The following is a 25,699-nucleotide window of genomic DNA, read 5'->3' as shown; positions in this document are numbered from 1 at the left end:
CTCCCTTGACACCCCCGCGCCGAGCGACGAACCTTCAACACATCACCTGTGGGAGCGCTCCCACAGTACCTGACACATACACATCCCGCACGTTCCCCGCCCGAGCCGCAGCATGAACTAACGGGCCCAACAACGCAGTTGGCCGGGGGGTCGGCACGTCAGGCAACAGGAGGACGCAATGCGCACGAGTACCCGCGGGTCCCGCAGGCTGATGGCCCTCGCGGCCGTGGCCGCGCTGACGACGGGGCTGCTCGCCGGCTGCGCCGAGGACTCGGACGACGGGTCGTCGGACTCGGACGGCGGCAGCGGCGGTGGCAAGACGACGCTGACCATCGGCACGTTCGGGGTCTTCGGCTACAAGCAGGCCGGCCTCTACGACGAGTACATGAAGCAGAACCCGGACATCACGATCAAGGAGAACGTCACCACCCGTACCGACGTCTACTGGCCGAGGACCCTCACCCGGCTGCAGGCCGGTTCCGGTACCGACGACATCCAGGCGATCGAGGTCGGCAACATCGCCGAGGCGGTGCAGACCCAGGGCGCCAAGTTCGTCGACCTCGGCAAGGACGCCGACAAGTCCCAGTGGCTGGAGTGGAAGACGGCGCAGGCCACCACCAAGGACGGCAAGACCATCGCGCTCGGCACCGACATCGGCCCGATGGCGATCTGCTACCGCAAGGACCTCTTCGAGAAGGCGGGTCTCGAGACGGACCGCACCAAGCTCGCCGAGCAGTGGAAGGGCGACTGGTCGAAGTACGTCGACGTCGGCAAGGACTACATGAAGAAGGCGCCCAAGGGCACCAAGTTCGTGGACTCCGCCTCCTCGGTCTACAACGCGGCACTCGGCGGCGAGAGCCAGCGCTACTACGACGCGGACGGCAACGTCATCTGGGACAAGTCCCCCGGGGTGGAGAAGGCGTGGGACGCCTCCATGGAGGTGGCCACCAGCAACATGTCGGCGAAGCTGAAGCAGTTCGACAAGCCCTGGGACCAGGCTTTCGCGAACGGCGGCTTCGCGACGGTGGCCTGCCCCGCGTGGATGCTGGGCTACATCCAGGAGAAGTCCGGTGACTCCGGCAAGGGCAAGTGGGACGTGGCGGCGGCGCCCACCGCGGCCAACTGGGGCGGCTCGTTCATCGGTGTGCCCACGGCGGGCAAGCACCAGAAGGAGGCCATCGCCCTCGCGAAGTGGCTGACCGCCCCCGAGCAGCAGGCGAAGGTCTTCGCCAAGCAGGCGAGCTTCCCGTCGACCCCCTCGGCGTACCCGAGCCTGAAGCCGCAGGCCGACACCACGGCGTTCTTCTCCGAAGCTCCGATCACGCAGATCTTCTCCGACTCGGCGAAGACCATCCCGACGCAGATCTTCGGCGTCAAGGACCAGCCGATCAACACCGCCATCTCTGACATCGGCATCCTCCAGGTCGAGCAGAAGGGCAAGTCCCCGGACCAGGGCTGGGACGCCGCCTCGAAGGAGATCAAGGACGTGCTCGGCCAGTGACCAGCTCCAAGCAGGCTCTCGCGCACTCCGCGTCGAGCGCCGACGCCGCGCCCGGCTCCCAGCCGGGCGCGGCGCGCCGTGCTCAAGGTCGCGGTACACCGCCCCCCGGCCCCGGCTCCTGGCGCAGCCGGCTGTACCGCTGGGACATGAAGGCGTCTCCGTACGCGTTCATCGCCCCCTTCTTCATCTTCTTCGGTGCCTTCGGGCTCGTCCCGCTGCTCTACACGGCCTGGTACTCGCTGCACAACGTGCAGCTGTCCAACCTGGACCAGCAGACCTGGGTCGGCCTGGACAACTACAAGAACCTGATGTCCTCGGACTTCTTCTGGGGCGCGCTGGAGAACACCTTCACCATCGGTGTGATCTCGACCGTGCCGCAGCTGGTCATGGCGATCGGGATCGCGCACCTGCTCAACTACAAGCTGCGCGGCTCGACCGTGTGGCGGGTCGTGATGCTCACCCCGTACGCCACCTCGGTGGCGGCGGCGACCCTGGTGTTCGTGCTGCTGTACTCCTGGGACGGCGGCATGATCAACTGGCTGCTGGACTTCGTGGGCGTCGATCCCGTCAACTGGCGTGAGTCCGACTGGGGTTCGCAGTTCGCCGTCTCCTCGATCGTCATCTGGCGGTGGACCGGCTACAACGCCCTGATCTATCTCGCCGCGATGCAGGCGATCCCGGCCGACCTGTACGAGTCGGCGGCCCTGGACGGCGCGGGGCGCTGGCAGCAGTTCCGCCACGTGACGATCCCGATGCTGCGGCCGACGATCCTGTTCACGGTGGTGGTCTCCACGATCGGCGCGACGCAGCTGTTCGGTGAGCCGCTGCTGTTCGGCGGGGTCAGCGGTTCCAAGGGCGGCTCCGAGCACCAGTACCAGACGCTCGGCCTGTACATGTACGACCAGGGCTGGATCATCGGCAACCTCGGCAAGGCGTCCGCGATCGCCTGGACGATGTTCCTGATCCTGCTGATCGTCGCCGCGATCAACCTGCTGATCACCCGACGGCTGAGGAAGTCCCAATGACGACTGATGAACTGACACCTCCTCAGGTGCAGGACAGCGTGCCGCGGAAGGGCGGCCGCGACGGGTCCGGGCGCCGCCGGATGATGGGCGCGGGCAAGCAACTGCACGCGGGACCTCTCACGTACGTCGTCCTGGCCGTCTTCGCCTTCGTCTCGCTGGCGCCCCTGCTGTGGACGATGGTCGCCGCCTCGCGCACCAACCAGCGGCTCGCCGAGACGCCGCCGCCGCTGTGGGTCGGCGGGAACCTCTTCAAGAACCTGGAGACCGCGTGGGAGGAGGCGGGTCTCGGGACCGCGATGGTCAACAGCACGATCGTCGCCACGACCATCACCGTCGGCACGGTCCTGTTCTCCACGCTCGCCGGGTTCGCCTTCGCCAAGCTGCGGTTCAAGTTCTCCAACGTCCTGCTGCTGCTGACCATCGGCACGATGATGATCCCGCCGCAGCTGGCGGTCGTACCGCTGTACCTGTGGATGAGCGAGCTGGGCTGGTCCAACCAGCTGCAGACGGTCATCCTGCCGACCCTGGTCAGCGCCTTCGGTACGTTCTTCATGCGGCAGTACCTGCTGCAGGCGCTCCCCAGCGAGCTGATCGAGGCGGCGCGGGTCGACGGCGCGAGCAGTCTGCGCATCGTGTGGCACGTCGTCTTCCCGGCGGCGCGGCCGGCGATGGCCGTGCTCGGGCTGCTGACGTTCGTGATGGCCTGGAACGACTTCCTGTGGCCGATCATCGCGCTCAACCAGCAGAACCCCACCGTGCAGGTCGCCCTCAACTCGCTCGGCACGGGCTACGTCCCCGACCAGGCGGTGATCATGGCGGGCGCGTTCCTCGGCACCCTGCCGCTGCTCATCGCCTTCCTGCTGTTCGGCAAGCAGATCGTGGGCGGGATCATGCAGGGCGCGATCAAGGGCTGAACCGCCGCGCCCGCACCCGACGGGACCGACCCCGCGTTGCCCGGGGTCGGGCCGCCGCCCGCCCCGTCCTTGACCTCATATCCCCGGTCTCCTACGACCTTCCTCCCATGGGAGCGCTTCCATGCCCGAGTCCGAGACGCCTGTCACCTTCCCGCCCGCCTTCCTCTGGGGCGCGGCGACCTCCGCGTACCAGATCGAGGGGGCGGTCCGGGAGGACGGCCGTACGCCCTCGATCTGGGACACCTTCAGCCATACGCCCGGCAAGACGGCCGGCGGCGAGAACGGTGACATCGCCAACGACCACTACCACCGCTACCGCGAGGACGTCGCGATGATGGCGGACCTGGGTCTGACCGCGTACCGCTTCTCGGTGTCCTGGTCCCGGGTGCAGCCGACCGGCCGCGGCCCCGCCGTCCAGCGCGGCCTCGACTTCTACCGCCGCCTGGTCGACGAGCTGCTCTCGCACGGCATCAAGCCGGCCGTCACCCTCTACCACTGGGACCTCCCCCAGGAGCTGGAGGACGCGGGCGGCTGGCCCGAGCGGGAGACCGCGCTGCGCTTCGCGGAGTACGCGCAGATCGTCGGCGAGGCGCTCGGCGACCGTGTCGAGCAGTGGATCACGCTCAACGAGCCGTGGTGCAGCGCGTTCCTCGGGTACGCCTCAGGGGTGCACGCCCCCGGCCGCACCGACCCGGAGGCATCCCTGCGGGCGGCGCACCACCTCAACCTGGCGCACGGCCTCGGCACCAGCGCCCTGCGCGCCGCGATGCCCGCCCGCAACAGCGTCGCGGTGAGCCTCAACTCCTCGGTGGTCAGGCCGCTGACGCAGGCCCCGGCCGACCTCGCGGCGGTCCAGCGCATCGACGACCTGGCCAACGGGATCTTCCACGGGCCGATGCTGCGCGGCGCGTACCCGCAGACCCTGCTCGCGGCGACGGCCCCGGTGACGGACTGGTCGTACGTGCGGGACGGCGACCTCGCCCTGATCAAGCAGCCGCTGGACGCGCTCGGGCTCAACTACTACACGCCGACGCTGGTGTCGGCGGCGCCCATGGACGCGTCGGGCCCGCGCGCGGACGGCCACGGGTCGAGCGCGTTCTCCCCCTGGCCGGGCGCCGACGACGTGGCCTTCCACCAGACCCCGGGTGAGCGCACGGAGATGGGCTGGACGATCGACCCGTCGGGGCTGCAGGACCTGATCATGCGCTACACCCGCGAGGTGCCGGGGCTGCCGCTGTACATCACGGAGAACGGCGCCGCGTACGACGACAAGCCGGACCCGGACGGCCGCGTCCACGACCCGGAGCGGATCGCCTACCTGCACGGGCACCTGCGCGCGGTCCGCCGCGCGATCGCCGAGGGCGCGGACGTACGCGGCTACTACCTGTGGTCCCTGATGGACAACTTCGAGTGGGCGTACGGCTACGGCAAGCGCTTCGGCGCGGTGTACGTGGACTACGCGACGCAGGCCCGTACGCCGAAGTCGAGCGCCCTCTGGTACCGCGAGGCGGCCAGGACCGGTGAGCTGCCGCCGGTGAGCCCGGTCGAATAGACGCTCCTGTCGGGGGAAGCGGGCGGGGACGGGGCGCGGCACAGGTGAGGGGAGTGCCGCGCCCCCCGGTGTGCGTACGCGTGCCCCGGCCGGGTGGGGGGAAGGCCGGCCGGGGTGCGCGACCCCCGCGCGGACATGACCTCCTGCGGGGGCGTTCGGGGCTGCCGCCCGAGGGCTACTTGCCGTAGGCGGCGAATGCCTTCGAGAAGGCGTGGGTGTCCTGGAGGATCGAGCTGCAGGTCGCGTCGGCGGAGGGCTTGGTGCCGCCGGGGCACTGCTTGTCGCGGGTGGCGGACCACAGGGAGAGCCCGCCCAGCCCCTTCGACTCGGCGAAGGCCACCAGCTGGGTGGCGTCCTCGACCGTGAAGATCTCCGTCGCCACGTCGTTGACGCCGATCATCGGGGTGACGCCGACGGCCTGCCACGCGGCGGAGTCGGAGAGCCCGAGGACTCCCTTGATCTGCGCCTGGGTCGCGGTGGCGGCCTGCTCGGCGTAGGTGCCCATGTCGCCGCTGTACGCCGGTCCGTAGTCCATCGCCATGATGTTGACCGTGTCGATGCCGACGCCGTTCGCCTTGGCGTCGGCGAGCAGGCTCACCCCGTCCTGGGTGAGGCCCTCGGGCATCACGGGCAGGGTGAACGAGACGTCCAGGCCGGGGTGTTCGCTCTGCAGCCGCGCGACCGCCTTCGCCCTGCGGGTGTTCGCCGCCTTGTCCGGGAGCGCGCCGCCCTCCACGTCGAAGTCGACCTTCGTCAGGTCGTACGCGTCCACCACCTTGCCGTACGCCGCGGCGAGGGCGTCCGCGGAGGAGCAGTTCAGCGCCAGCTCGGAGCCCGCCGCGCCCCCGAAGGAGACCCGGACGTCACCTCCCTTGTCCCGCACTCCGCCGATCTGCGCGGCGACCGCGTCGCTGCCGAGGTCCGTCACGCCGCCCCACTTGGGGGTGCAGCCGCCGCCGTCCGTGACGAAGGCGAGGTTGTACTCCGTCACGCCGGTGGCCGCCGAGTGGGCGAGCAGGTCGAAGGCGGGGTAGAGCGAGGTGTCGACGTACGGCGCGAAGCCGGCGCTGTCGGACGTGCCGCTGCCGGGGGTTCCGGAGGGCGTCGGGGTGGGGTCCGGGCTCTGGGTCGCGGTCGCGGTGGCCGTCGGGGTCGCGGCCGGCTCCGTCGGTTCCGGCGACGGCGAGGAGGTCTGCGTGGGGCGGCCGGTGGGCTCCGGGGTGGCCCCGTCGTCCACCGAGCACGTGGCGCCGTCGACGAGACAGCCGGTCGGATCGCCGGCCCCCCGCACCACGAAGCCCACGGTCACGGCCTCGCCCTCGGCGAGCCCGTCCTTGTCCCAGGACGGGGGCGTCACGGTGACGTGCCGGCCGCTCACCTTCGACTCCGCGTTCCACAGCGAGCTGAGCGCGGCACCGGACGGCAGGTCGAACTCCAGCGTCCAGTCCGTCTTCGCACCGGAGCTGTCGTTCGTCACGACGTACTGCGCGGTGTAGCCCGTCGACCAGTCGCTGGTCCTGGTGTACGCGGCGCCGACCCCGGCCGCCTGTGCCGTACCGGTGAACACGAGGGCTCCGCCGCCGGCCACGGCCGCCGCGACCACGCCGCCTATCGCCTTGTTCCTGCCACTGGCCATGCGCCGGTGCGTGCTCATCGCGTGCCTGCCTTCGCTGTACGGGTCCTCGGTGCCCCGTGGACGGGACCGAGGGTGGGGGTGCGGCAGCACGCTAGCGGGCCGGAATCGGGCAAAGTTCCTGATCCGGGCGGCGGTCGGAGATCTTAGGGTGCGCTTAAGGAAGGGATCGGGGACGGTTAAAGGTCGGGAGCGATCTGGCGGGTCTGCGCCGGCGCACCGACCCGCGATGACCCCGCCGCTCCGGTTCGCGTCCGTCCAGCTGGATCCAGATCCTGACCTCGGTCCCGCCCAGGACGGAGCGCCCGATCCGCACGTCCCCGCCCGTCGACTCGGCGAGCCTGCGCACGATGTCGAGCCCCAGTCCCGTCGAACCGTCCGCGCCGGACCCGCGGCCGCGGGCCATCGCCGCCTCCGGGTCGGCTATCCCCGGCCCCGCGTCCGAGACGAGCACGATCACGGCGTCCTCGCCGTTGTGCACGTCGACCGCGAAGGCCGTGCCCTCGGCGGTGTGCCGGAACACGTTCCCCAGCAGCGCGTCGAGCGCGGCGACGAGATCGGCGCGCGCCACCGGTATCCGTACGGGCCGGTCGACGCCGGCCACGCGCACCTTGCGTCCCTCGTCCTCGGCGAGGGCCGACCAGAAGTCCATGCGCTCCCGGACGACCTCGGCCGCGTCGCAGCCGACGCCGGCGCCGACCGCCGCGGTCTGCGGCTTGGCGTCCCGGGCCGTGCGGATGATCGTGTCGACCTCGCGCTCCAGCTGGGCGACCGCGGCCCGGGTCTGCTCGGCGGCGGGTCCGTCCCCGAGCGAGGCCGCGTTCAGCCGCAGCACGGTCAGCGGCGTACGCAGCCGGTGCGACAGGTCCGCCGCCAGTTCCCGCTCGTTCGCCAGCAGTTGCACGACCTGGTCGGCCATGGAGTTGAAGGCGACCGCCGCGAGCCGCAGCTCGGTCGGCCCCTCCTCCGGCACCCGCGCGCCCAGCTTCCCCTCCCCCAGTTCGTGCGCGCTCTCCACCAGGCGCTGCGCGGGCTGCACCATCCGTACGCCGAGCCGGTCGGCCACCGCGACCGAGCCGACGACGAGCGCGGCGCCGACCCCGGCGAGGACGGCCCAGGCCGTGCCCAAGCCGTTGGTGACCTCCGACTCGGGGACGTACACCTCGACGACGGCGATGGCGCCCGAGCTCAGCGCGACGGGCTGCAGCAGCGTGGAACCGCCGGGCACCTCGGTGGTGGAGGCGCGGCCCAGCCGGCGGGTGGTGGCGATGTCCTTGTCGGCGGCCCGCTGCCGCCCGATGTCGAGGGCCTGCTGCTCCTCGGCGCCGGCGCCCGCCCCGTCCTGCGCGCTCTCCGGATCGCCCGCGGGTATGTGCACCGCCATGCCGGCGTCCGACGCGGCCGAGGCGACGACCCGCTCCAACTGGACCCGGTCGGTGGTGATCGACAGCGCCGGGGCGATGGCCGCCGCCTCCCGCTCGGCGTTCGAGAAGGCCCGGTCCCTCGCCATCTCCCTGATCACCAGACCGAGCGGCACCGCGAAGGCCACCACGACCATCGTGGTGACGGCCACACAGACCTTGACCAGCGCCCACCTCATCGCGCCGGCCCCGCGTCCCCGGCGGGCCCCGGCGGTTCGAGCTTCACGCCGACCCCGCGCAGGGTGTGCAGATAGCGCGGCCTGGCCGCCGTCTCGCCCAGCTTGCGCCGCAGCCAGGACAGATGGACGTCGATGGTCTGGTCGTCCCCGTAGGACTGCTGCCACACCTCGGCGAGCAGTTCCCTGCGGGCCACCACGACACCGGGCCGCCCGGCGAGGAAGGCCAGCAGGTCGAACTCACGCCGCGTCAGGTCCAGTCGTACGCCGTCCAGTTCCGCCTGGCGGCGCAGCGGGTCGATGGCGAGGCCGCCCACCCGGAGCTGCGGTGCGGCCGGGGGCTCCGCGGCCGAGGACCGGGCGCGGCGCAGGACCGCCGCCATCCGGGCCGACAGGTGTTCGACCGAGAACGGCTTGGTCAGATAGTCGTCCGCCCCGTCGTTCAGCAGCCGGACGATCTCCGTCTCGTCGTCCCGCGCGGTCGCCACGATCACGGGCACGTCGGTGATGCCGCGCAGCATCTTCAGCGCCTCGGCCCCGTCCAGGTCGGGCAGGCCGAGATCCAGGATCACGACGTCGAAACGGAAATGGGCGACCTCGCGCAGCGCCTCCAGGGCCGTGCCGACACTGCGCACCGTGTGCGCGGCCTCGGTCAGGTGCCGGATGAGGGCGGAGCGTACGAACTGGTCGTCCTCGACCACGAGCACACTTGCCATGAGCGGCACCGTACGCCAATCAGGCGAACCGGGTCCTGGGCCTGTGGACAACTCCCGGGCCTGTGGACGGACGGGACACGGACGGGACTCGTGGGGCAGGATGGCCCGCGATGCGCAGAGGACTCGTACACGTACTGGCTTGGTCGCTCGCCACGGGCGCGGCGGTCACGCTGTCGTGGTGGGGTGTGCACACGGTCATGACGGGCACGGCCTACGATCCGCCGCGGGCGCTGCCGATCAACGCGGACGGGGCGGCGCGGGCGGTGCAGCCGCTGGCCTCCGCCACGAGCCGGCCCGAGTCCCCGGCCGGGTCGTCGCCCACGCCGTCGAAGAGCCCGTCGCCGAGAGCGAGCCGCTCCCCTTCGGCCACACCGTCGCCCTCGCCCTCACCCTCACCCTCGCGGTCGAAGCCGGCCGGCCCCGCTCCCGGCGCGAGTGCCCTCGGTGAGGTGAAGGGTTATGACACCGAGGGGGGCCGGGTCGTCTTCGACCTCGGCACGTCGTCGGCGTCGCTGGTGTCCGCGACCCCCGCCTCCGGGTGGTCGATGCAGGTGTGGAGGACGGAGACGTGGATCCGGGTGGAGTTCTCCGCCGGGGCGGACCGGGTGACGGTGTTCTGCACGTGGCACGACTCCGCTCCGCGGGTCGAAGTGAACAACTACTGAGGTCGCGGATCCGTCCGCGGCCTGAAGGTGCTGAGGCACGGGCGGTCCGCGTCGCCCCCGCCCGGACGGGACCGCCGAGTGCCGCTACCGGAAGGCCGACGGCGGGGGCGCGGGTGACGGCACTGCCGTCGCGTCCGTCACCGGGGTCGCTCCGCCGGTGAAGGCCAGAAGCTGCCTGCCGTGTTCGACTCTGGCCGGGTGGGGGTCGGAGGCCGCCCGGCGGGTCAGTTCCGGGACCGGGAGCGGCTGGTCGGAGGCGACCAGGACCGCGTTGCCGAAACGCTTGCCGCGCAGGACCGTCGGGTCGGCGACCAGGGCGAGTTCGGGGAAGACACCGGCGGCCGTGGCGATCTGACCGCGCAGATGCGCGAGGGGCGGGCCGTCGGCGAGGTTGGCGGCATACAGGCCGCCGGCCCTGACGACCCGGCGGATGTCGGTGAGGAACTCGCCCGACGTCAGATGCGCGGGCGTGCGCGCCCCGCTGAACACGTCCGCGATGACCAGGTCCGCCCAGCCGTCCGGCACCTTGGCGAGCCCTTCGCGCGCGTCGGCGGACCGCACCCTGATCCGGGCGTTCGGGTCCAACGGCAGCTCGCGCCGCACGAGTCCGACGAGCGCCGCGTCCCGCTCGACGACCTGCTGGGTGGAGCGGGGACGGGTCGCGGCCACGTAGCGGGCGAGGGTGAGGGCCCCGCCGCCGAGGTGCACGGCCTGCACGGGCCTGCCGGGCGGGGCGACGAGGTCGATGACGTGCCCGAGACGGCGTTGGTACTCGAAGCCCAGATACGCGGGGTCGTCGAGATCGACATGGGACTGCGGCGCACCGTCGATGAGCAGGGTCCACCCCCGCGCCCGCTCCCGGTCGGGCACCAACTCGGCCACCCCTCCGTCGACCTGTTCGACAACGGCGGAGGGCCCACTCCGCCGCTCACCTGCCCGTTTGCTCTTGGCCCTGCCCATCCCCCCATTATCAGCGGTACAGAACAAACTGCCCCGGCGCCATCCCCTCAAGGGGCGCGGGGAACTGCGCGACAAGCCACAACGCACCCGCACCCGACCCGGACCCCCCGCCCCCCGAACCCCGCCAAGCCTCAACGGCAGTTGTCCGCGGCGGCGATCAGCCGCGCAGCCTCCCCCAGCGCCGCCCGCAACACGGCAGGGTCCGTGGCCGACTCCGCCCTCCTCGGCGGCAGCAGCCAGTCCGACCCCTCGACCGGCGGCTCGGGCGCCGGCCGAACCCCCCGCCCGCCGGTCCGCGTACACGTACTGCCCGGGACATCCCACGCGGAAGCCGTACCGGGCGGCACCAGAAAGCCCAGCGTGTCGCAGTTGTCGTCGTGCAGAACGGGACCGACCGCCTCGGCGGGAGCACCCCGCCGCAGGATGTCGACGGCCTCAAGACCCTGCCGGGCGGACACGGTGACGAGATCGCACGAGCCCTCGGAGCCGGAACCGGAACCGGGGCCCGGGCCGGAACCGGGGCCGGAACCGTCACCCCGCTCGGCACACGGCACGCCCGGAGGACAGCGATCGACGCCCTGCCTGGTCTCCATCCTGGCCTCCACCACGGAACCCCTCCTCGATCGAGCACACCGCATGGTTCAACGCCGGGCCGCGTCAACGGCTACGGCGAAACTCGGCCGCGAAGGATGGCAGTTCATGGCAGAACAGGGATGAGATATCCCGTTTGTCACCAAACCCCACGTGACGGGCTCGGCACAGGGAGTACGTTCGTGCCCGCCGGAAACACCGCCGCGACACGATCGGTCACATGATCAACTCGCGCCGGCCCCGGCCTGGTTCGACGGTTCGCGAGAGAGGGCCCGGCCATGGCGTCGTCACCGATGACCGCGTCGTCCACGTCACCTCGGCCGCCGCGGCCGAATCTCGTCTTCCGGCGCCTGCGCGGCCGGCGCTCGCCGGGCGAGTTCGCCGCGGCGGTGCGGCGGGCGGCCCGGGAGATCGACGAGCGGGTCAGCTGCGACGCGCGCTACATCGGGCGGGTCGAGGCAGGCGAGATCCGCTGCCCCAACTACGCGTACGAACGGGTGTTCCTGCACATGTTCCCCGGCCGGACGCTGACCGACCTGGGGTTCGTGCCTCGTTCGGCGGTGCGCGGGCGGGGGGCGCGCACCGCCGGGCAGGCGCCGCCCGCACACACCGAGAGCCCGCCGTACGCCTCGCACGAGACGGACGGGGCGTACGAGCCGTGGGCGACGACACACGGCCCGCAAAACCGCCAGGACCAGCACGTCCCGCAGAACCCGCATGACCCTCACGACCCGCAGAACCCGTTTGACCCTCACGACCCGCGCGACCCGCACGAGTTCGACGATCGGAACCACGAGGAGAGCGACGTGCGACGTCGCGCATTCATGAGCGGGGGCACCGCCACCGTGGCGGCGGCCTCCCTGGGCCCCTGGGGGTTCCTGTTCGGCGGCACGGCCGAGGCCGCGCCGCGTTCCGCGCGCCGGGCCGGCGAGGCCGAGGCCGGCGCGCTGGAAGAGGCCGTCCGCAAGATCCGGCTGCTGGACGACCGGCACGGCGCCGACGGCCTGTACCGGAGGGCGGCGGCTCCGCTGCGCGCCGCGTACGCCCTGCTGGACGCCGGATCGGCCCGGCGGTCGACCACCGAGCGGCTGCACACGGGGGCCGGGGAACTGGCCATCTCCGTGGGCTGGCTGGCGCACGACTCGGGGCGGTTCGACGACGCGCGCTCGCACTACGCGGAGGCGCTCGCGACGGCCCGGGTGGCCGCGGACCCGGCCCTGGAGGCGCACGCCTTCTGCAACATGTCCTTCCTCGCCCGGGACGCGGGGCGACCGCGTGAGGCGGTACGGGCGGCCCAGGCGGCGCAGTACGCGGCGCGCCCCCTCGGCTCGGCCCGGCTCCTGTCGCTGCTCGCGCTGCGCGAGGCGGGCGGCTGGGCCGGGCTCGCCGACCGGACGGGCTGCGAACAGGCGCTGGCCCGGGCGCAGACCCTCTACCGGCGCGGCCCCGGTGACGCCGACCCGGAGTGGATGAGCTTCTACGGGGACGCCGAACTGGCGGGCCTGGAGGCCCAGTGCTGGTCGACGCTGGGCGACTGGCCCCGCGCGGCCCACCAGGCCCGCCGGGCGACCCGCCTCCAGGACCCGCACTTCACCCGCAACCTGGCGCTCTACACGGCCGAGCTCGCCGACGACCTGGCCCGCGCCGGGCACCCCGACGAGGCGGCCGCGGCCGGGCTGCGCGTCCTGGACCTGCTGGACGAGGTCCAGTCGTGCCGGGTGCAGACGATGCTGGCGGGCACGGCGAGGGTCCTGCGGCCGCACCGCCGCGCGTCGGGGGTGTCGGACTTCCTGGACCGGCACGAAGCCCTGCCGCGGTCCGCCTAGCGAGAGAAACCGGCGGCGACGCGATCCGGCAGCCGTGCGACGCGAACCGGCCGGGGTGGGGTCGGTGGGCCGGAGGTCACGCGATCAGGTGGCCGCAGTCGTTCCAGGACTCGATCGCGGGCTCTCCGTAGGCCCAGCCCAGGACCGAGAGGGACGTGGGGTTCAGGCGGACGCGGGCCGCGAAGTCGATGTCCAGGCCGAGCCAGCGGGCGCCGATCGAGCGCAGGATGTGCCCGTGGGCGAACACCAGCACGTCGCGCTCCGCCGAGCGGACCCACTCGACCACCTCGTCCGCGCGCGCGGAGACCTCGGCGAGGGTCTCGCCGCTGGGCACTCCGTCGCGCCAGATGAGCCAGCCGGGGCGGTCGGCCCGGATCTCGTCGGGGGTCATGCCCTCGTACGTGCCGTAGTCCCACTCCATGAGCGCGTCCCACGGGGTCGCACGGCCGCCGAAGCCGGCGAGTTCGCAGGTCTCCCGCGCGCGTGCCAACGGACTGGTGCGGACCTCCACTCCGGGGAGGCCGTCCAGCGGCGCCCGGTGCAGGCGGTCACCGAGCAGTTTCGCGCCCCGCCTGCCCTCGTCCAGGAGCGGGATGTCGGTCCTGCCGGTGTGCTTGCCGGACAGCGACCATTCCGTCTGTCCGTGCCGGGCCAGCAGGATGCGCGGTGCCATGAAGGAGGGCCTTTCCGGGAGGACCGAACGGTGTGGTCGGTGAACCGCAGGAGAACGAGGGATGGATCACTCCATCATCGCGCACGTGCGCGGGGAGCAACCCGGCGGGCGATCTCTGCGTCTTCGAGCACCAGGGGGCGCTCCCACGGAGGCGGCGCACAGACCGTACATTGGTCCGCGGCACCGCGGCCGGGGGAGCAGGAGGGGGAGGGATCGGATGCTGCTGACCGATGCACCAGGCACCGAGGCGGCACCGCGTACCCGCCTCCGCTGGTGGACCGAGCTGCCCCTGCTCCTGCTGGTGTACGGGGCGTACTCGGCGGGACGGCTCCTCGCGCGCGGGGACGTGACGCACGCCGTCGACCACGGTCTGGCGATCCTGCGCGTGGAGAAGTTCTTCTTCCTCAACGCCGAGCACCCGCTGAACCGGCTGTTCACCCGGGAGCCCTGGCTCGGCATCCCGGCGGACTTCTGGTACGCGTCGCTGCACTACATGGTGACGCCCGTCGTCCTCGTCTGGCTGTTCCGGTCCCGTGCGGTGCGTTACCGGGCCGCCCGGACCTGGCTGATGACGTCGACGTTCATCGGGCTGATCGGTTTCACCCTGCTGCCGACCTGCCCGCCGCGGCTGCTGTCGGCCGGCCACGGGTTCGTCGACACCATGGCCCAGTACAGCGACTACGGCTGGTGGGGCGGCGAGGCGAGCGCGCCCCGCGGACTGGGCGGCATGACCAACCAGTACGCGGCGATGCCGAGCCTGCACTGCGGCTGGGCCCTGTGGTGCGGTGTGCTGCTCTGGATGTACGGCGGCACCCGGCTCACCAAGATCGCGGGCGTCCTGTATCCGCTGGTCACCACGATCGTGGTGATGGGCACCGCCAACCACTACTTCCTCGACGCGGTCGCGGGCTTCGCCGTCATGGGTGCCGGGTTCCTGCTCGTGCGGCCGGTGCTGCGGCTCGCGGACACGGTCCGGGCGCGGTACGGGATCCGTCCCTATGCGGCGGCCCTCGGGGGCCCCGCGGTCGCCCCGCACGGCACAGGTTCCTCAATTGTCAGTGCGGGGTGCCAGACTTCGCCGGGTGAGCGACTTCCCCGACAGCGCAAGGTCCCAGCCACCCCGGGTGCCGCCGAGCCGGGAGCCGGCGCGGGAGTCAGTCCCGCCGACGCGGGGGACGAGACTCCGGCAGCGGCTCGCTGAGCTGCGCGGCGCGGCCGTCCCGCCGCAGCCGCTGGACGCCCGCGCCCTGGCGGCGCTCGCCGCGAACCCGGGATGCCGGCGGCGCGCGATCCTCGACGGGGCCGGCGTGAACAAGGCGGTGCTGGCGAGCGCGCTCGGCTCGCCGTCGGCGTTCGGGCAGTCGCAGTTCGCGTTCATGCGGGGCAACGCCTTCGAGGCGCGGGTCAAGGCCGACGGCGGCGCGGAGCTGCTGCGGCTCGTGCACGAGAAGCTGGACCCGGGGGCCGAGCCGCCCGCGGCCGGTGCCGTTCCCGACCTCACCGCGGCCGGCCCCGAGGGGCGCACGGCCCGTACGGCACTGGCCCTGCGCGAGGCCGGTGCGGCGGGTGGCTGGACGCTGCTCGACCATCCGTTGCTCGCGCTGGACGTGGCGGGCTCCCCCGCCTACCTGGAGCCGGACGCGGTGGTCGTGCACCCCGACGGGAGCTGGACGGTCGTCGAGATCAAGTCCTTCCCGATGCTGGACGGTTCGGCGGACGCGGCCAAGGTGGGCGCGGCGGCCCGCCAGTCCGCGGTGTACGTCCTGGCGCTGGAGCGGGTCGCGGCCCGGCTGGACCCGGCGCCCGAGGTCCGGCAGACCGTGCTGCTGGTCTGTCCGAAGGACTTCTCCAACCTGCCCACCGCGTCGGCCGTGGACGTCCGCAAGCAGCGCTCGGTGACCCGCCGCCAGCTGGACCGGCTCACCCGCGTCGAGGACATCGCCGAGGCGCTCCCGGAGGGCACGTGCTTCGCCCCCGACCTCCCCGCCGCCGAGCTGACGGCCGCGGTGGAGTCGGTCCCGGCGACCTACGCCCCCGAGTGCCTCTCCGCCTGCGAACTGGCCTTCCACTGCCGCGCCCGCTCCCGCGCGGAACGGGCGGTGACCACCCTGGGCCGCTCCCTGCGGGCGGAACTGGGCTCCCTGGCGACGGTGGACGACGTCCTGTCGGCGGCCCGGGGCACCTCGGGCGACCCGGCCGACCCGACGGTCGCGGCCCTGCGCAGAGCGGCGGCACTCCGCGCGGAGGCACTGGGCACCCCGAGCACCGTAAGGGGCGCGGGGAACTGCGCGACCAGCCACGACGGCGCCGCACCCGACACATCACAGCCCGCACAGCCCGCACAGCCCGCACAGCGAACCGTCGGGCGACCGGGGGCAGCATGTCCCTGATCACCACCCTCGCCCGGCTGGAGGCCGTGGACACCGGCCGGGCCCAGCCCCTCGCCACCGTCCGCCACCGCCACCTCACCGACCGCCCCCTGGTCCTCGTACCGCTCACCACCGCGGGGGAGGCCGGCGCCCCTCTGGGCGCCCTGGTCGGCACCGACCGCGACGAGCCCCGTCTGCTCGTCGTGCCCCAGCCCCGGGACCGCGACCTGAGGTTCGCGTTCCTCGCCCAGCTCGCGGACATCGTCCTGCCGTACATCGACGGCTACGCCGAGGACGTGGAGGCGGCCGAGCGCAGCGAGACGGACCCGGAGACCGGCAAGCGGGTCAAGGTGGAGGTCGAGCTGTGCGCGGACGCCCCGCAGTTGATCGTGCCGAGCCGCGCCGGCATCGACCTCGTACGGCTGCTCGGCCGCTCCATGCGCTTCCGGCGCACCGCCGAGCAGGACCCGGAGACCCCGCACCCGGCGCCCCCGCGCGTGCCCCTGCTCGGCCGCTGGCTCACGCATTACGGGGAGCGCGCGCGAGTGCCGGGTTCGTCGCTCCTGGCCGCCCTCACGGACATGCTGTCGCGGCACTGGGCCACCGGCCAGTCCACCCTGGAGGACCAGCACCTCGGGGCACTGCTCGCCTGGATCGACCCGCCGGAGGGCGAGTCCGGCGCGGCGGCGGCGCTCCGCGCCGAGCTGCTGCGGGACGCCCAGGGGCAGCTCGTCTGCCCGCCCGCCGGGCCCGCCACCGACCCGGCCTTCGACAACAAGCTGCTCGCCCCCGCCATCGAGCGCTACGACCGCGCGCGTACGGCGCTCGCCGCCGCCGAGGACGGTGTCGAGGCGGACGAGCGGCTGGGTGACCTCACCGCGGCCGAACGGCACATCCGCGATCTGGTGGCGAGCCGCACCCGCCCCACCTGGGACGCGGTGTGGCACGGGCTCGACCTGCTGCGGACCCTGCCGGAGGGGCCGCACGCGGCCGACCGGTGGACCCGCGACCGCTGGTCGTTCACCGGGCACCGCGACCGGGTCCTGGCCGGCGAGCCACCGCAGCCGCGCCGGGACGACGCGGTCACGGCGGCGAACAAACTCGCCACGCGCGAGCGCGAACAGGCCCGGCTGGAGGCACAGGAGGCCCTCGACGACCCGCTCGTCATGGCGGGACGGCGGCTCGCGGGCGAGGCGTTCGCGGGTGAGGTCACCGATGTCGTGATGGCGTACGGCGAGGGGAAGCGGCCGAGGCCGCGCCCGCTGGTGACCGTGCGCACGGACGACACCCCGCATCTCGGCGAGCGCGCGAAGGTCTACCGCTCGCTCGGCGGAAAACCGCAGGCGGCGGAGTTCGTGGGGTACGCGGACGACGGCGCGACCGGGGCCGGGGCCACTCCGCCGGCGTCCGGCGGCGTACTCGTCGTGCTGCGCGTCCTCGACAAGATGGGCCGCGGCAAGGAGCCGGAGCCCGGTTCCGTACCGGAGAAGGGCGACCTGCTCTGCTTCACGCTCTTCGAGCACGAGCAGCGGGGCGGCGCCAAACTGCCCGACCCGGAGGACACGCCGTGGACGCACGGCGGGCCGCCCGGAGAGACCGACGCCGCCCCGCGGCCCGACGCCGTGACCGAAGAGGACGTCCTGTGACCACCGTGTCCGATCCGGGGGCCGAGGCCGGCCGCGCCACCGACGCGATCCTGCGCGACACCCTGCACGGGGCGCACCGCGGGGTCGTCGTCGACTCGCCGCCCGGCGCCGGCAAGTCCACGCTCGTCGTACGGGCCGCGCTGGAACTGGCCGACGCGGGGCGCCCGCTGATGGTCATCGCCCAGACGAACGCGCAGGTGGACGACCTGGTGCTGCGGCTGGCCGAGAAGAACCCGGAGCTGCCCGTCGGCCGTCTGCACAGCAGTGACTCCGACCCGTACGACAAGGCGCTCGACGGGCTGGCGAACGTCCGCAAGTCCGCGAAGGCGGGCGACCTCGCCGGACTGGACGTGGTCATCTCGACGGCCGCGAAGTGGGCGCACGTCAAGGGGGTCGAGCCGTGGCGGCACGCGATCGTCGACGAGGCGTACCAGATGCGCTCGGACGCGCTGCTCGCGGTGGCGGGGCTCTTCGAGCGGGCGCTGTTCGTGGGCGACCCGGGCCAGCTCGACCCGTTCGCCATCGTGGGCTCGGAGCAGTGGGCGGGTCTGTCGTACGACCCGTCTGCCTCGGCCGTGACGACGCTCCTCGCCCACAATCCGGAGCTGCCGCAGCACCGGCTCCCGGTCTCGTGGCGGCTCCCGGCGTCGGCGGCGCCGCTGGTCTCGGACGCGTTCTACCCCTTCACGCCGTTCCGCAGCGGCACGGGGCACGGGGACCGCCGGCTCACCTTCGCCGTGGCGTCGGACGGTTCGGGCCCCGACCGGGTCATCGACGAGGCGGCGGAGTCGGGCTGGGGTCTCCTGGAGCTGCCCGCCCGGCACACTCCGCGCACGGACCCGGAAGCGGTCCGGGCCCTCGCCCTGGTCGTACGCCGTCTGCTGGACCGGGGCGGCGCGGCGACCTCGGAGCGGTCCCCCGACCCCGCTCCCCTGACGGCCGACCGGATCGCCGTCGGCACGGCCCACCGCGACCAGGCGGCGGCCGTCCGCGCGGCGCTGGCCGAACTGGGCGTGCCGCAGGTGACCGTGGACACGGCGAACCGGCTGCAGGGCCGCGAGTTCGACGTGACCGTCGTCCTGCACCCGTTGTCCGGCCGTCCCGACGCGACGGCCTTCCATCTGGAGACGGGCCGCCTGTGCGTCCTGGCCTCCCGGCACCGCCACGCCTGCATCGTCGTCTGCCGCGCCGGCGTCACCGACCTCCTCGACGACCACCCCTCCACGGAACCGGTCCAGCTGGGGGTCACGGTCAAGTTCCCGGACGGCTGGGAGGCCAATCACGCGGTGCTGTCCCACCTGTCCGAACACCGGGTGCCGTGGGAGCCGTAGAGGCCCTCTTGCGCGGTCAAGGGACAATGGACGGTGGCCCACCACGAGGACGGGCCGACCGCGTACGAGGAGGAGCAGTCATGGCGGAGCCCACGCCGCGTCGGAACGAGCCGCGGCTTCGCCCCGCGCCCCTGCTCTTCGAGCCCGCGGAGGCCGCCGCGGATCCGGAGCACTTCTTCGACCTCGAGTCGATCGACGACCCGCAGGCGCTGCTGGCCCGCGCCACGGAGCTGACGCTCGCCTTCCGCGCGGCCGCCGACCGGGCCGTGGAGTTCCAGGCGATGGCCGCCGCGCAGCTCGCCGATCCCCGCCGCTTCGACCGGCTCACCCACGCGGCGATCGCCGAGCGGGCCGAGTGGACCGAGGACTACGCGAAGAAGATGGTCGAGTTCGGGCGGGAGCTGCTGCGCGGCGCGGACGCCGAGGGGTACGCGGACCCGGTCTGACCGCCCCCTTGGCATATGCCAGGCGGGCAAGATACTCCACCCCGCCCCACCCTGTCCTCGCTTTCCGCAACTCTGCGGAATCACTCGCTCACCCCCGGTACACCTGAATGTCATGAGCATCGATCGGAACCCGCTTCCGGACATGTGCGAGGCCCTCGGAACCCTGGCGGTCACCGAAGCCACCCAAGCCACCGACGCCTTCGAGGTCACCGGGGTCACTCCGGAAGGCGCGGCCTGGCTCGCCTCGGCGGGAACGCATCCGCGCAGCACCCGCATCCTGTGGGAGGACCGGCCCACCGCCCCCGTGGTGCTGGCCTGCGGCTCCGCCTTCGACGTCGTCAGCACCCCCGAGGTCTTCGGCCGCCTGATGCTGGACCGGCTGTGGGACGAGGGCCCCGGCTCGGGCCCGGTGGCCGCCCATCGCGGCCGGCTGCTCCTGTTCGCCGCCCCGGGCACGGCCCAGCGCCTGCCCTCGCTGCTCGGCTGGGAACAGCGCGGCTCGGGCGGCGCCTCCGACCGCGGCCGGGCCATCCCGCCGCTCCTCTGCCACGGCACCGGCGACGCGGTGACGGTCCCCGCCCCGACCCCGGTGCACACCGCGACGGCGGCGGCCACGGCGGCACCGGCCGCCGCCCGGCTCGACTCCCGCTGGCTCGTCGCCCCCGACACCCGCGCGCCCTGGCTGCCCGGCCCGGAGGTCATGCTCTGGGCCGCGGTACGGGCGGCCCGGTCAGCGGCCCGGCGGCGCCTGTCGGAGCCAGTCGGAGCCCTCCCCGGCGGCGCCGTTATCGATTTTTCCTCCCGCCGATCAGGATGCTAAGGTCTACGACGTCAGCAGGCGCCGCTAGCTCAGTTGGTTAGAGCAGCTGACTCTTAATCAGCGGGTCCGGGGTTCGAGTCCCTGGCGGCGCACAGACAGTGAGAAGCCCCTCGCGGAAGCGGGGGGCTTCTCGCATACCGCGTCGGGCCACCTTCACGTCATCACGTCCGGCGCGTCGTCCCGTCGGGCGCCTCAGGACGCGCCCGTCGAGACCGTCACCGTCCACGCCCCCGAGGCCGTCCGGTCCTCCACCGTGATCCGTACGTCCTCGCCGGGCACCGTGAAGCTCTCCCCGAGGGCGACCGGCGCGTCCGCGAGCGGGCCGTAGACCGAGTCCTCCCAGCAGTCCCCGGACCCGGGGTGCGCGTCGACGACCTCGATCGGCCCGCGCCCCGACTCCGCCTCGCTGCGCACGCGGTAGACGAGGACGCCCTGCGAGCAGGCCGCCCGGTCGTTGCCGGCCGGCCCCCGTACCTCGAAGGCGATGACGCGGTCCCGGGCCGTCCGCACCACCGCCAGTTTCGTCCCGCCCCCCGACCCGAACCCCGCCCAGCCCGGCCCGCCCTCCGGCGCACCCGCCCGCGTGGCGGCCTCCGCGCCCGCGGCGGCCGTGCCCGGTCCCGCCGCCAGCGGTTCGAGCGTCAGCCGCGTACCCCGGCGCCCGGCGCCCCGTACACACGCCACCTGGCGCGGTTCCAGCCACCCGAGCTTCCACTTGTGCCAGCCGAAGAGGTCCGGGGCCAGCCCGAACTGGCTGCCCATGAGGTCCCAGTCGCCGACGTACGTGTCCCAGTCGCCCTTGCCGTCGGCGGGGCGGTGGTACAGATCGGGCAGATCGAAGACGTGACCGGTCTCGTGGGCCAGGACCAGCCGGTCGGGCGGGTGCTTCTCGAACACCGTGACGACCCGGTGGATGTCCTTCCCGTCGGCCCGCAGGGGCACGTCGAGGTTCACCACCTTGGTCGCGTCCGAGTCGACGCCGGGAGCGTCGGGATCGGCGACGAGGTAGACGACGTCGTAGCGGGAGAAGTCGACCCGGGAATCCGTCACCTCCAGGGCGTCCCGCAGGTACGCGGAGCGTGCCGTCGTGTTCCAGTCGCGCCGTATGGCGTACGAGGTCGAGGCGCGCGGCATCCTGATCCACTCCTGGAGCGGGTGCGGACGCAGCCGGAACTTTCCGTAGGAAGCCTGTTCGAAGAAGCGGCTGGTGGCCGGGAAGTAGTCGGCCGTCAGTTCGCCGGGTCCGGTCAGCGGCTCGGCGTCCGGGAAGGACAGGAAGACCATCACCGCGTCCAGGCGGCGGGTGGGCCGCGGATAGGCGGCGTTCCAGGTGTCCAGGCCCTCGGAGTGGTGGGCCGCGGTCCGCTTCAGCGAGCACGGCATCGAGAGCGGCACGGCGACCGAGGGCCCGAGCAGGGAGGTGGCGGCGAGGGCCGACATGGAGGTGAACACGGCCGCGGGACCACGCCACCCGTACTGCCATCCATGCCGACGGGGTCCGGCCCCGCCACGGGTGGACCCCCTGAGGGGGAGCAGACGCGGCACGTCGACCTCCGGATGCGGAATTCGGGATACCGCACCCAGACTGTGCCGATATGTTCATCTACGCCCTGTTTATCTGATCCAAAGGAGTGAGGAGGCCGACATCCGACCGAGAGCGTCGGGGAGCACCAGGGGGGCGCCTGGCCGCGCCGACACCCCGACCACTCACTGAACGTCACAAGTGGTCGGCCGGTGAAGGAACCTGTCCAGGTGCGGGCAGAAACGATCTGTCAGAAAGGGGTGCCGTTCCTGGACACTGGGCAGTAGCTGGAAGGGCTTACGGACAGCCTCTATGATCGGCACACTTTCCTGCGCGGACACGGCTGGAGCGGCCGTCCACCACCGGCCGACCCCCGACGAGACCTGTACGACGAACGAGTGCACAGCGGGAGCGAACGGTGAGCGGAACGTCCGATGGGCCGGCGCCCACGGCAGACCTCGTCCGGTCGGCCGTCACAGAAAGTGATTTTGCGACCCCTCCTCGCGCCGGGACCCCCTCCCCCGAGGAGCGGGCCCGACGGGTCGAGCCCCTGGTAGACCCCCTGATCGATCCCCCGGTCGATCTCTCTGCGGAGCTTCCGGTCGGCCTCTCGGCCGAGTTCCCGGTCGGTCTGGCGGCGGGCCTTCCGGCGCGGCTCTCGGCCCCCGCCGCGGCCGGGAAACCGGCGCGCGCGGAGACCGGCACGGCGGCGGGCAAGGCTGCGGGCAAGGGCGACGAGGCCAGGACCTTTCGAGCCACCTTCGCCGCGGCGCCCCTCGCGATGGCCGTCGTGGACCGCGAGGGCCGGATCGTCACAGCCAACGACACCCTGGCCGCGCTGCTCGGCGCGGCGTCCGACGGGAACGGCCTCGCCGGCCGTATCGCCGCCGATCTGGTGGACCTCGCCTCGGACGCCCGTACCTGGCACGCGTACCGCGAGGTGCTGCGCGGCCGGCAGGCCCGGCTCCGCTGCACCCGGCGGCTCAAACACCCCGACGGCCACTCGCTCTGGGCGCAGGTGACCGTCAGTCCGCTGCCCGAGGAGGAGCGGGCGGTGCTGATCTCGGTCTCCGACATCAGCGGCCGCCGGGAACTCCAGGCCCGGCTGCGGCACCTGCAGATGCACGACCCGGTGACACGGCTGCCCAACCGCACCCTGTTCTTCGAGCGGCTCTCGGCCGCGCTGGAGGCGGAGGCGTACGAGGAGTCCGGCACCGGCCGGATCGGGCTCTGCTACCTGGACCTCGACGGCTTCAAGGCGGTCAACGACACGCTCGGCCACCGCGTCGGCGACCGGCTGCTCGCGGCCGTCGCCGAGCGGCTGACGCGCTGCGCGAACGAGGCCGGGTACGCGAGAACGGCCACGCCGCTGGTCGCCCGCCTCGGCGGCGACGAGTTCGCGCTGCTGGTCGAGGACTCGACGGGTACGGAGCAGCTCGCGGACCTCGCCGACTCGGTCCTCAAGTCCCTCCAGGTGCCGTTCGACCTGTCCGGGCAGCGGCTGTCGGTCTCGGCGTCGATCGGGGTCGTCGAGCGGCACGCGGCCGGCACCACCGCGACCGGACTGATGCAGGCCGCCGACACGACGCTGTACTGGGCGAAGGCCGACGGCAAGTCCCGCTGGACGCTCTTCGACCCGGAGCGCAACGCCCACCGCATGACCCGCCAGGCGCTCTCCTCCACCCTGCGTCCCGCCGTGGAGCGCGGGGAGTTCGCGCTGGAGTACCAGCCGCTGGTGGGCATGGAGGACGGCGTGCTGCACGGCGTCGAGGCACTGGTGCGATGGAACCATCCTCAGTTCGGCACACTGACGCCGAATCGGTTCATCGGACTGGCCGAGGAGGACGGCTCGATCGTGCAGCTCGGCCGCTGGGTGCTGGCCACGGCCTGCCGGCAGGCCCGCCGGTGGCAGCTGGACCACCCGGACGCGGAGCCGGTCCTCGTCAGTGTCAACGTGGCGGTGCGGCAGGTCTGGGACTCCGACCTGGTGTCCGACGTGGCGGCGATCCTCGCGGAGACCGGGCTCGCCCCGCACCTCCTGCAACTGGAACTCACCGAGTCCGCCGTGATGGGCTCCGCGGGCCGGCCGCTCCAGGCCCTGCAGGCGCTCAGCGACATGGGCGTGGGCATCGCCATCGACGACTTCGGCACGGGCTACTCGAACCTCGCCTACCTGAGCCGGCTGCCCGTGTCGGTGCTGAAGCTCGACGGGTCGTTCGTACGCGGCTTCCAGTACGAGAGCGGGGACTACGAGGGAGGTGACGGCAGCGCCGCGCCGCCCAACCCCGCCGACGAGGTCGTCGTCGAGGCGATGATCCAGCTCGCGCACCGGCTCGGTCTGACGGTCACCGCCGAGTGCGTGGAGACGGCGGGCCAGGCGGCCCGCCTGCGGCGCATCGGCTGCGACACCGGCCAGGGGTGGCTGTACTCCCGCCCGGTGCCGCCGGACCGTATCTCCGCCCTGCTGGCCGCGGCGGCCTGCTCTCAGCCCTGAGCCGCCCCCGGCAGGCCGTAGGCGTCCGCGATCAGTTCGTACGAGCGCAGCCGTACCGCGCCGCTGTGGGCGTTGGCCGTGAGCATCAGCTCGTCGGCGCCGGTGCGCTTGTGGAGGCCGTCGAGGCCCGAGCGGACCTCGTCGGCCGTGCCGTGGATGACGTTCGCGTTCCAGGAGTCCATGAACTCCCGCTCCATCGGACTGAAGTCGTACGCCTCCGCCTCTTCCGGCGTCGGGACCAGGCCGGGGCGGCCGGTGCGCAGGCGGACCATGTTCAGCGCGGCCGCCATGACCTGGCGGCGGGCCTCCTTCTCGTCGTCCGTCGCCAGCGCGGAGACGCCGATGAGGGCGTAGGGCGCGTCGAGCACCGCCGACGGCCGGAAGGACTCCCGGTAGAGGTCGAGCGCCGGGATGGTGTTCTGGGCGGAGAAGTGGTGCGCGAAGGCGAACGGCAGGCCGAGGGTGCCGGCGAGGCGGGCGCTGAAGCCGGAGGAGCCGAGCAGCCAGACCGGCGGGCGGTGCGGGTCCTGGACGCCGCCCGGTGAGGTCGCCTGGACGGGGCCGGGGACCGCGTGGATACGGGCGTACGGGTGGCCGGCCGGGAAGTCGTCGTCCAGGAAGCGGGTCAGTTCCGCGAGCTGCTGGGGGAAGTCGTCGGCGCCCTCGTTCAGCCGTTCCGTGCGGCGCAGGGCCGCGGCGGTGGCGCCGTCCGTGCCCGGGGCGCGGCCGAGGCCGAGGTCGACACGGCCCGGGGCCAGGGCTTCGAGCGTGCCGAACTGCTCCGCGATGACCAGAGGGGCGTGGTTCGGCAGCATCACGCCGCCGGAGCCCAGGCGGATGCGGGTCGTGTGGGCGGCCAGATGGGCGAGGATCACCGCCGGCGAGGACGAGGCCACGCCCGGCATGGAGTGGTGTTCCGCCACCCAGTAGCGGTGGAAGCCGCGGGCCTCCGCGAGGCGGGACAGCTCCACGCCGGTCCGCAGGGCCTCGGTCGCGGTGTGGCCCGCGCCTACGGTGACCAGGTCCAGGACGGAGAGGGGGACGGGGGCGGTGCCCTGTGCTGTGCCCCGTATGCCGTCTTTGTCGCTGATCGAGTGGTCCGGTGCCGCCACGGGGTTTCCTCCTGTTAGTGCTCGCGTACTCCGCGATGCCCTAACAGGAGGTGGTCTCCGCTTATTCCCTCGCCCCCGCCGCCCCTACCCTTCCCGTCACTACTCGGGGGCCAGCCCCCGAACCCCCGGTCCTCAAACGCCGGACGGGCTGAAAGCATTTCAGCCCGTCCGGCGTTTGAGGACGAGCGCGCCAGCGCGACAGGGGGGTCTGGGGGCGCAGCCCCCAGGGTCGGGACGGGAAGGGGCGGCGGGGGCGAGAAAAGGCTGCGAGCCGCTCGGTCCCGGCAGGCGCCGCGGATGTGCGCC

Annotated in this window: 20 protein-coding genes, 1 tRNA gene and 1 pseudogene; 14 read left to right on the top strand and 8 right to left on the bottom strand. The window is 72.9% G+C overall.

The window, feature by feature from the left end:
* Positions 1-178 precede the first annotated feature (178 nt).
* The 4 genes from ACFYXC_RS01055 to ACFYXC_RS01040 all read left to right on the top strand — a co-directional run bounded on the left by ACFYXC_RS01055 (position 179) and on the right by ACFYXC_RS01040 (position 4,992).
* Complete coding sequence (locus ACFYXC_RS01055) at positions 179-1,501, top strand: ABC transporter substrate-binding protein (RefSeq protein WP_389545359.1); 1,323 nt, start codon at positions 179-181, stop codon at positions 1,499-1,501.
* The gene (locus ACFYXC_RS01050; protein ID WP_388916471.1) at positions 1,498-2,526 is read left to right on the top strand and encodes a carbohydrate ABC transporter permease; all 1,029 of its coding nucleotides are present in this window, start codon (positions 1,498-1,500) and stop codon (positions 2,524-2,526) included. The genes ACFYXC_RS01055 and ACFYXC_RS01050 overlap by 4 nt, the downstream gene beginning before the upstream one ends.
* The gene (locus ACFYXC_RS01045) at positions 2,523-3,440 is read left to right on the top strand and encodes a carbohydrate ABC transporter permease (protein WP_389545355.1); all 918 of its coding nucleotides are present in this window, start codon (positions 2,523-2,525) and stop codon (positions 3,438-3,440) included. Before ACFYXC_RS01050 ends, ACFYXC_RS01045 begins: the two co-directional genes overlap by 4 nt.
* Before the next feature lie 121 nt (positions 3,441-3,561).
* The gene (locus ACFYXC_RS01040; protein ID WP_389545352.1) at positions 3,562-4,992 is read left to right on the top strand and encodes a GH1 family beta-glucosidase; all 1,431 of its coding nucleotides are present in this window, start codon (positions 3,562-3,564) and stop codon (positions 4,990-4,992) included.
* 175 nt (positions 4,993-5,167) lie between these two features.
* On the opposite strand, the gene ACFYXC_RS01035 is transcribed toward ACFYXC_RS01040, so the two are convergent.
* The 3 genes from ACFYXC_RS01035 to ACFYXC_RS01025 all read right to left on the bottom strand — a co-directional run bounded on the left by ACFYXC_RS01035 (position 5,168) and on the right by ACFYXC_RS01025 (position 8,938).
* Positions 5,168-6,646: a cellulose binding domain-containing protein gene (locus tag ACFYXC_RS01035; protein WP_389545349.1), complete on the bottom strand. Its 1,479-nt coding sequence runs from the start codon at positions 6,644-6,646 to the stop codon at positions 5,168-5,170.
* Between the two features lie 136 nt (positions 6,647-6,782).
* Positions 6,783-8,225, bottom strand: coding sequence for a sensor histidine kinase (locus ACFYXC_RS01030; protein WP_389545346.1), 1,443 nt, complete (start codon positions 8,223-8,225; stop codon positions 6,783-6,785).
* Positions 8,222-8,938 carry a response regulator transcription factor gene (locus ACFYXC_RS01025; RefSeq protein ID WP_388916486.1) on the bottom strand — a complete coding sequence of 239 codons (717 nt, stop codon included), beginning with the start codon at positions 8,936-8,938 and terminating at the stop codon, positions 8,222-8,224. The genes ACFYXC_RS01030 and ACFYXC_RS01025 overlap by 4 nt, the downstream gene beginning before the upstream one ends.
* A 110-nt stretch (positions 8,939-9,048) precedes the next feature.
* On the opposite strand from ACFYXC_RS01025, the gene ACFYXC_RS01020 reads away from it, so the two are divergent.
* Positions 9,049-9,603 carry a hypothetical protein gene (locus ACFYXC_RS01020; RefSeq protein WP_388916489.1) on the top strand — a complete coding sequence of 185 codons (555 nt, stop codon included), beginning with the start codon at positions 9,049-9,051 and terminating at the stop codon, positions 9,601-9,603.
* A gap of 84 nt (positions 9,604-9,687) precedes the next feature.
* Here ACFYXC_RS01020 and ACFYXC_RS01015 read toward each other — a convergent pair whose 3' ends face one another.
* Both ACFYXC_RS01015 and ACFYXC_RS01010 read right to left on the bottom strand, forming a co-directional pair.
* Complete coding sequence (locus ACFYXC_RS01015) at positions 9,688-10,563, bottom strand: spermidine synthase (RefSeq protein WP_389545343.1); 876 nt, start codon at positions 10,561-10,563, stop codon at positions 9,688-9,690.
* A gap of 131 nt (positions 10,564-10,694) precedes the next feature.
* Complete coding sequence (locus ACFYXC_RS01010; protein WP_389545341.1) at positions 10,695-11,201, bottom strand: hypothetical protein; 507 nt, start codon at positions 11,199-11,201, stop codon at positions 10,695-10,697.
* Between the two features lie 231 nt (positions 11,202-11,432).
* On the opposite strand from ACFYXC_RS01010, the gene ACFYXC_RS01005 reads away from it, so the two are divergent.
* On the top strand, positions 11,433-12,980 hold the full coding sequence (locus tag ACFYXC_RS01005) for a hypothetical protein (RefSeq protein ID WP_389545338.1): 1,548 nt from the start codon (positions 11,433-11,435) through the stop codon (positions 12,978-12,980).
* A gap of 76 nt (positions 12,981-13,056) precedes the next feature.
* Here ACFYXC_RS01005 and ACFYXC_RS01000 read toward each other — a convergent pair whose 3' ends face one another.
* On the bottom strand, positions 13,057-13,653 hold the full coding sequence (locus tag ACFYXC_RS01000) for a histidine phosphatase family protein (RefSeq protein ID WP_389545335.1): 597 nt from the start codon (positions 13,651-13,653) through the stop codon (positions 13,057-13,059).
* Positions 13,654-13,870: 217 nt separating this feature from the next.
* Here ACFYXC_RS01000 and ACFYXC_RS00995 point away from each other — a divergent pair, with 217 nt between their 5' ends.
* The 7 genes and pseudogenes from ACFYXC_RS00995 (at position 13,871) to ACFYXC_RS00965 (ending at position 20,357) form a co-directional block, all read left to right on the top strand.
* Positions 13,871-14,854, top strand: coding sequence for a phosphatase PAP2 family protein (locus tag ACFYXC_RS00995; RefSeq protein WP_388916504.1), 984 nt, complete (start codon positions 13,871-13,873; stop codon positions 14,852-14,854).
* Positions 14,778-16,043: a hypothetical protein gene (locus tag ACFYXC_RS00990; RefSeq protein WP_389546717.1), complete on the top strand. Its 1,266-nt coding sequence runs from the start codon at positions 14,778-14,780 to the stop codon at positions 16,041-16,043. The genes ACFYXC_RS00995 and ACFYXC_RS00990 overlap by 77 nt, the downstream gene beginning before the upstream one ends.
* Positions 16,034-17,668 (top strand): hypothetical protein, encoded by a 1,635-nt coding sequence (locus tag ACFYXC_RS00985; protein ID WP_389545331.1) that lies wholly within the window; start codon positions 16,034-16,036, stop codon positions 17,666-17,668. Before ACFYXC_RS00990 ends, ACFYXC_RS00985 begins: the two co-directional genes overlap by 10 nt.
* Positions 17,665-18,999, top strand: a complete 1,335-nt coding sequence (locus tag ACFYXC_RS00980; protein WP_389545328.1) for an AAA domain-containing protein — start codon at positions 17,665-17,667, stop codon at positions 18,997-18,999. Before ACFYXC_RS00985 ends, ACFYXC_RS00980 begins: the two co-directional genes overlap by 4 nt.
* Before the next feature lie 80 nt (positions 19,000-19,079).
* On the top strand, positions 19,080-19,445 hold the full coding sequence (locus ACFYXC_RS00975) for a hypothetical protein (protein ID WP_388916513.1): 366 nt from the start codon (positions 19,080-19,082) through the stop codon (positions 19,443-19,445).
* Positions 19,446-19,587: 142 nt separating this feature from the next.
* Positions 19,588-20,293 (top strand): annotated as a pseudogene (locus ACFYXC_RS00970) (bifunctional DNA primase/polymerase).
* Positions 20,284-20,357 (top strand) — tRNA-Lys (locus ACFYXC_RS00965). The pseudogene ACFYXC_RS00970 and the gene ACFYXC_RS00965 overlap by 10 nt, the downstream one beginning before the upstream one ends.
* Before the next feature lie 100 nt (positions 20,358-20,457).
* On the opposite strand, the gene ACFYXC_RS00960 is transcribed toward ACFYXC_RS00965, so the two are convergent.
* Positions 20,458-21,717 (bottom strand): M6 family metalloprotease domain-containing protein, encoded by a 1,260-nt coding sequence (locus tag ACFYXC_RS00960; protein ID WP_389545325.1) that lies wholly within the window; start codon positions 21,715-21,717, stop codon positions 20,458-20,460.
* 488 nt (positions 21,718-22,205) lie between these two features.
* Between ACFYXC_RS00960 and ACFYXC_RS00955 the strand changes: the two genes are divergently transcribed.
* The gene (locus tag ACFYXC_RS00955; RefSeq protein ID WP_389545323.1) at positions 22,206-24,281 is read left to right on the top strand and encodes a putative bifunctional diguanylate cyclase/phosphodiesterase; all 2,076 of its coding nucleotides are present in this window, start codon (positions 22,206-22,208) and stop codon (positions 24,279-24,281) included.
* On the opposite strand, the gene ACFYXC_RS00950 is transcribed toward ACFYXC_RS00955, so the two are convergent.
* Positions 24,272-25,393 carry an LLM class flavin-dependent oxidoreductase gene (locus ACFYXC_RS00950; protein ID WP_388916521.1) on the bottom strand — a complete coding sequence of 374 codons (1,122 nt, stop codon included), beginning with the start codon at positions 25,391-25,393 and terminating at the stop codon, positions 24,272-24,274. The two genes, ACFYXC_RS00955 and ACFYXC_RS00950, sit on opposite strands and share 10 nt — an antisense overlap.
* Between the last annotated feature and the right edge of the window lie 306 nt (positions 25,394-25,699).

Source organism: Streptomyces sp. NPDC002701, from assembly GCF_042889045.1.
Taxonomy (GTDB): Bacteria; Actinomycetota; Actinomycetes; order Streptomycetales; family Streptomycetaceae; genus Streptomyces.
This window is presented reverse-complemented; position numbering and strand designations above follow the sequence as displayed.

What these genes read in the sequence shown, in the direction of transcription:
- ACFYXC_RS01055 (WP_389545359.1), top strand. Translation starts at nt 179, where the DNA reads ATGCGCACGAGTACCCGCGGGTCCCGCAGGCTGATGGCCCTCGCGGCC.
- ACFYXC_RS01045 (WP_389545355.1), top strand. Translation starts at nt 2,523, where the DNA reads ATGACGACTGATGAACTGACACCTCCTCAGGTGCAGGACAGCGTGCCG.
- ACFYXC_RS01040 (WP_389545352.1), top strand. Translation starts at nt 3,562, where the DNA reads ATGCCCGAGTCCGAGACGCCTGTCACCTTCCCGCCCGCCTTCCTCTGG.
- ACFYXC_RS01035 (WP_389545349.1), bottom strand. Translation starts at nt 6,646, where the DNA reads ATGAGCACGCACCGGCGCATGGCCAGTGGCAGGAACAAGGCGATAGGC.
- ACFYXC_RS01030 (WP_389545346.1), bottom strand. Translation starts at nt 8,225, where the DNA reads ATGAGGTGGGCGCTGGTCAAGGTCTGTGTGGCCGTCACCACGATGGTC.
- ACFYXC_RS01025 (WP_388916486.1), bottom strand. Translation starts at nt 8,938, where the DNA reads ATGGCAAGTGTGCTCGTGGTCGAGGACGACCAGTTCGTACGCTCCGCC.
- ACFYXC_RS01020 (WP_388916489.1), top strand. Translation starts at nt 9,049, where the DNA reads ATGCGCAGAGGACTCGTACACGTACTGGCTTGGTCGCTCGCCACGGGC.
- ACFYXC_RS01015 (WP_389545343.1), bottom strand. Translation starts at nt 10,563, where the DNA reads ATGGGCAGGGCCAAGAGCAAACGGGCAGGTGAGCGGCGGAGTGGGCCC.
- ACFYXC_RS01010 (WP_389545341.1), bottom strand. Translation starts at nt 11,201, where the DNA reads ATGCGGTGTGCTCGATCGAGGAGGGGTTCCGTGGTGGAGGCCAGGATG.
- ACFYXC_RS01005 (WP_389545338.1), top strand. Translation starts at nt 11,433, where the DNA reads ATGGCGTCGTCACCGATGACCGCGTCGTCCACGTCACCTCGGCCGCCG.
- ACFYXC_RS01000 (WP_389545335.1), bottom strand. Translation starts at nt 13,653, where the DNA reads ATGGCACCGCGCATCCTGCTGGCCCGGCACGGACAGACGGAATGGTCG.
- ACFYXC_RS00995 (WP_388916504.1), top strand. Translation starts at nt 13,871, where the DNA reads ATGCTGCTGACCGATGCACCAGGCACCGAGGCGGCACCGCGTACCCGC.
- ACFYXC_RS00985 (WP_389545331.1), top strand. Translation starts at nt 16,034, where the DNA reads ATGTCCCTGATCACCACCCTCGCCCGGCTGGAGGCCGTGGACACCGGC.
- ACFYXC_RS00975 (WP_388916513.1), top strand. Translation starts at nt 19,080, where the DNA reads ATGGCGGAGCCCACGCCGCGTCGGAACGAGCCGCGGCTTCGCCCCGCG.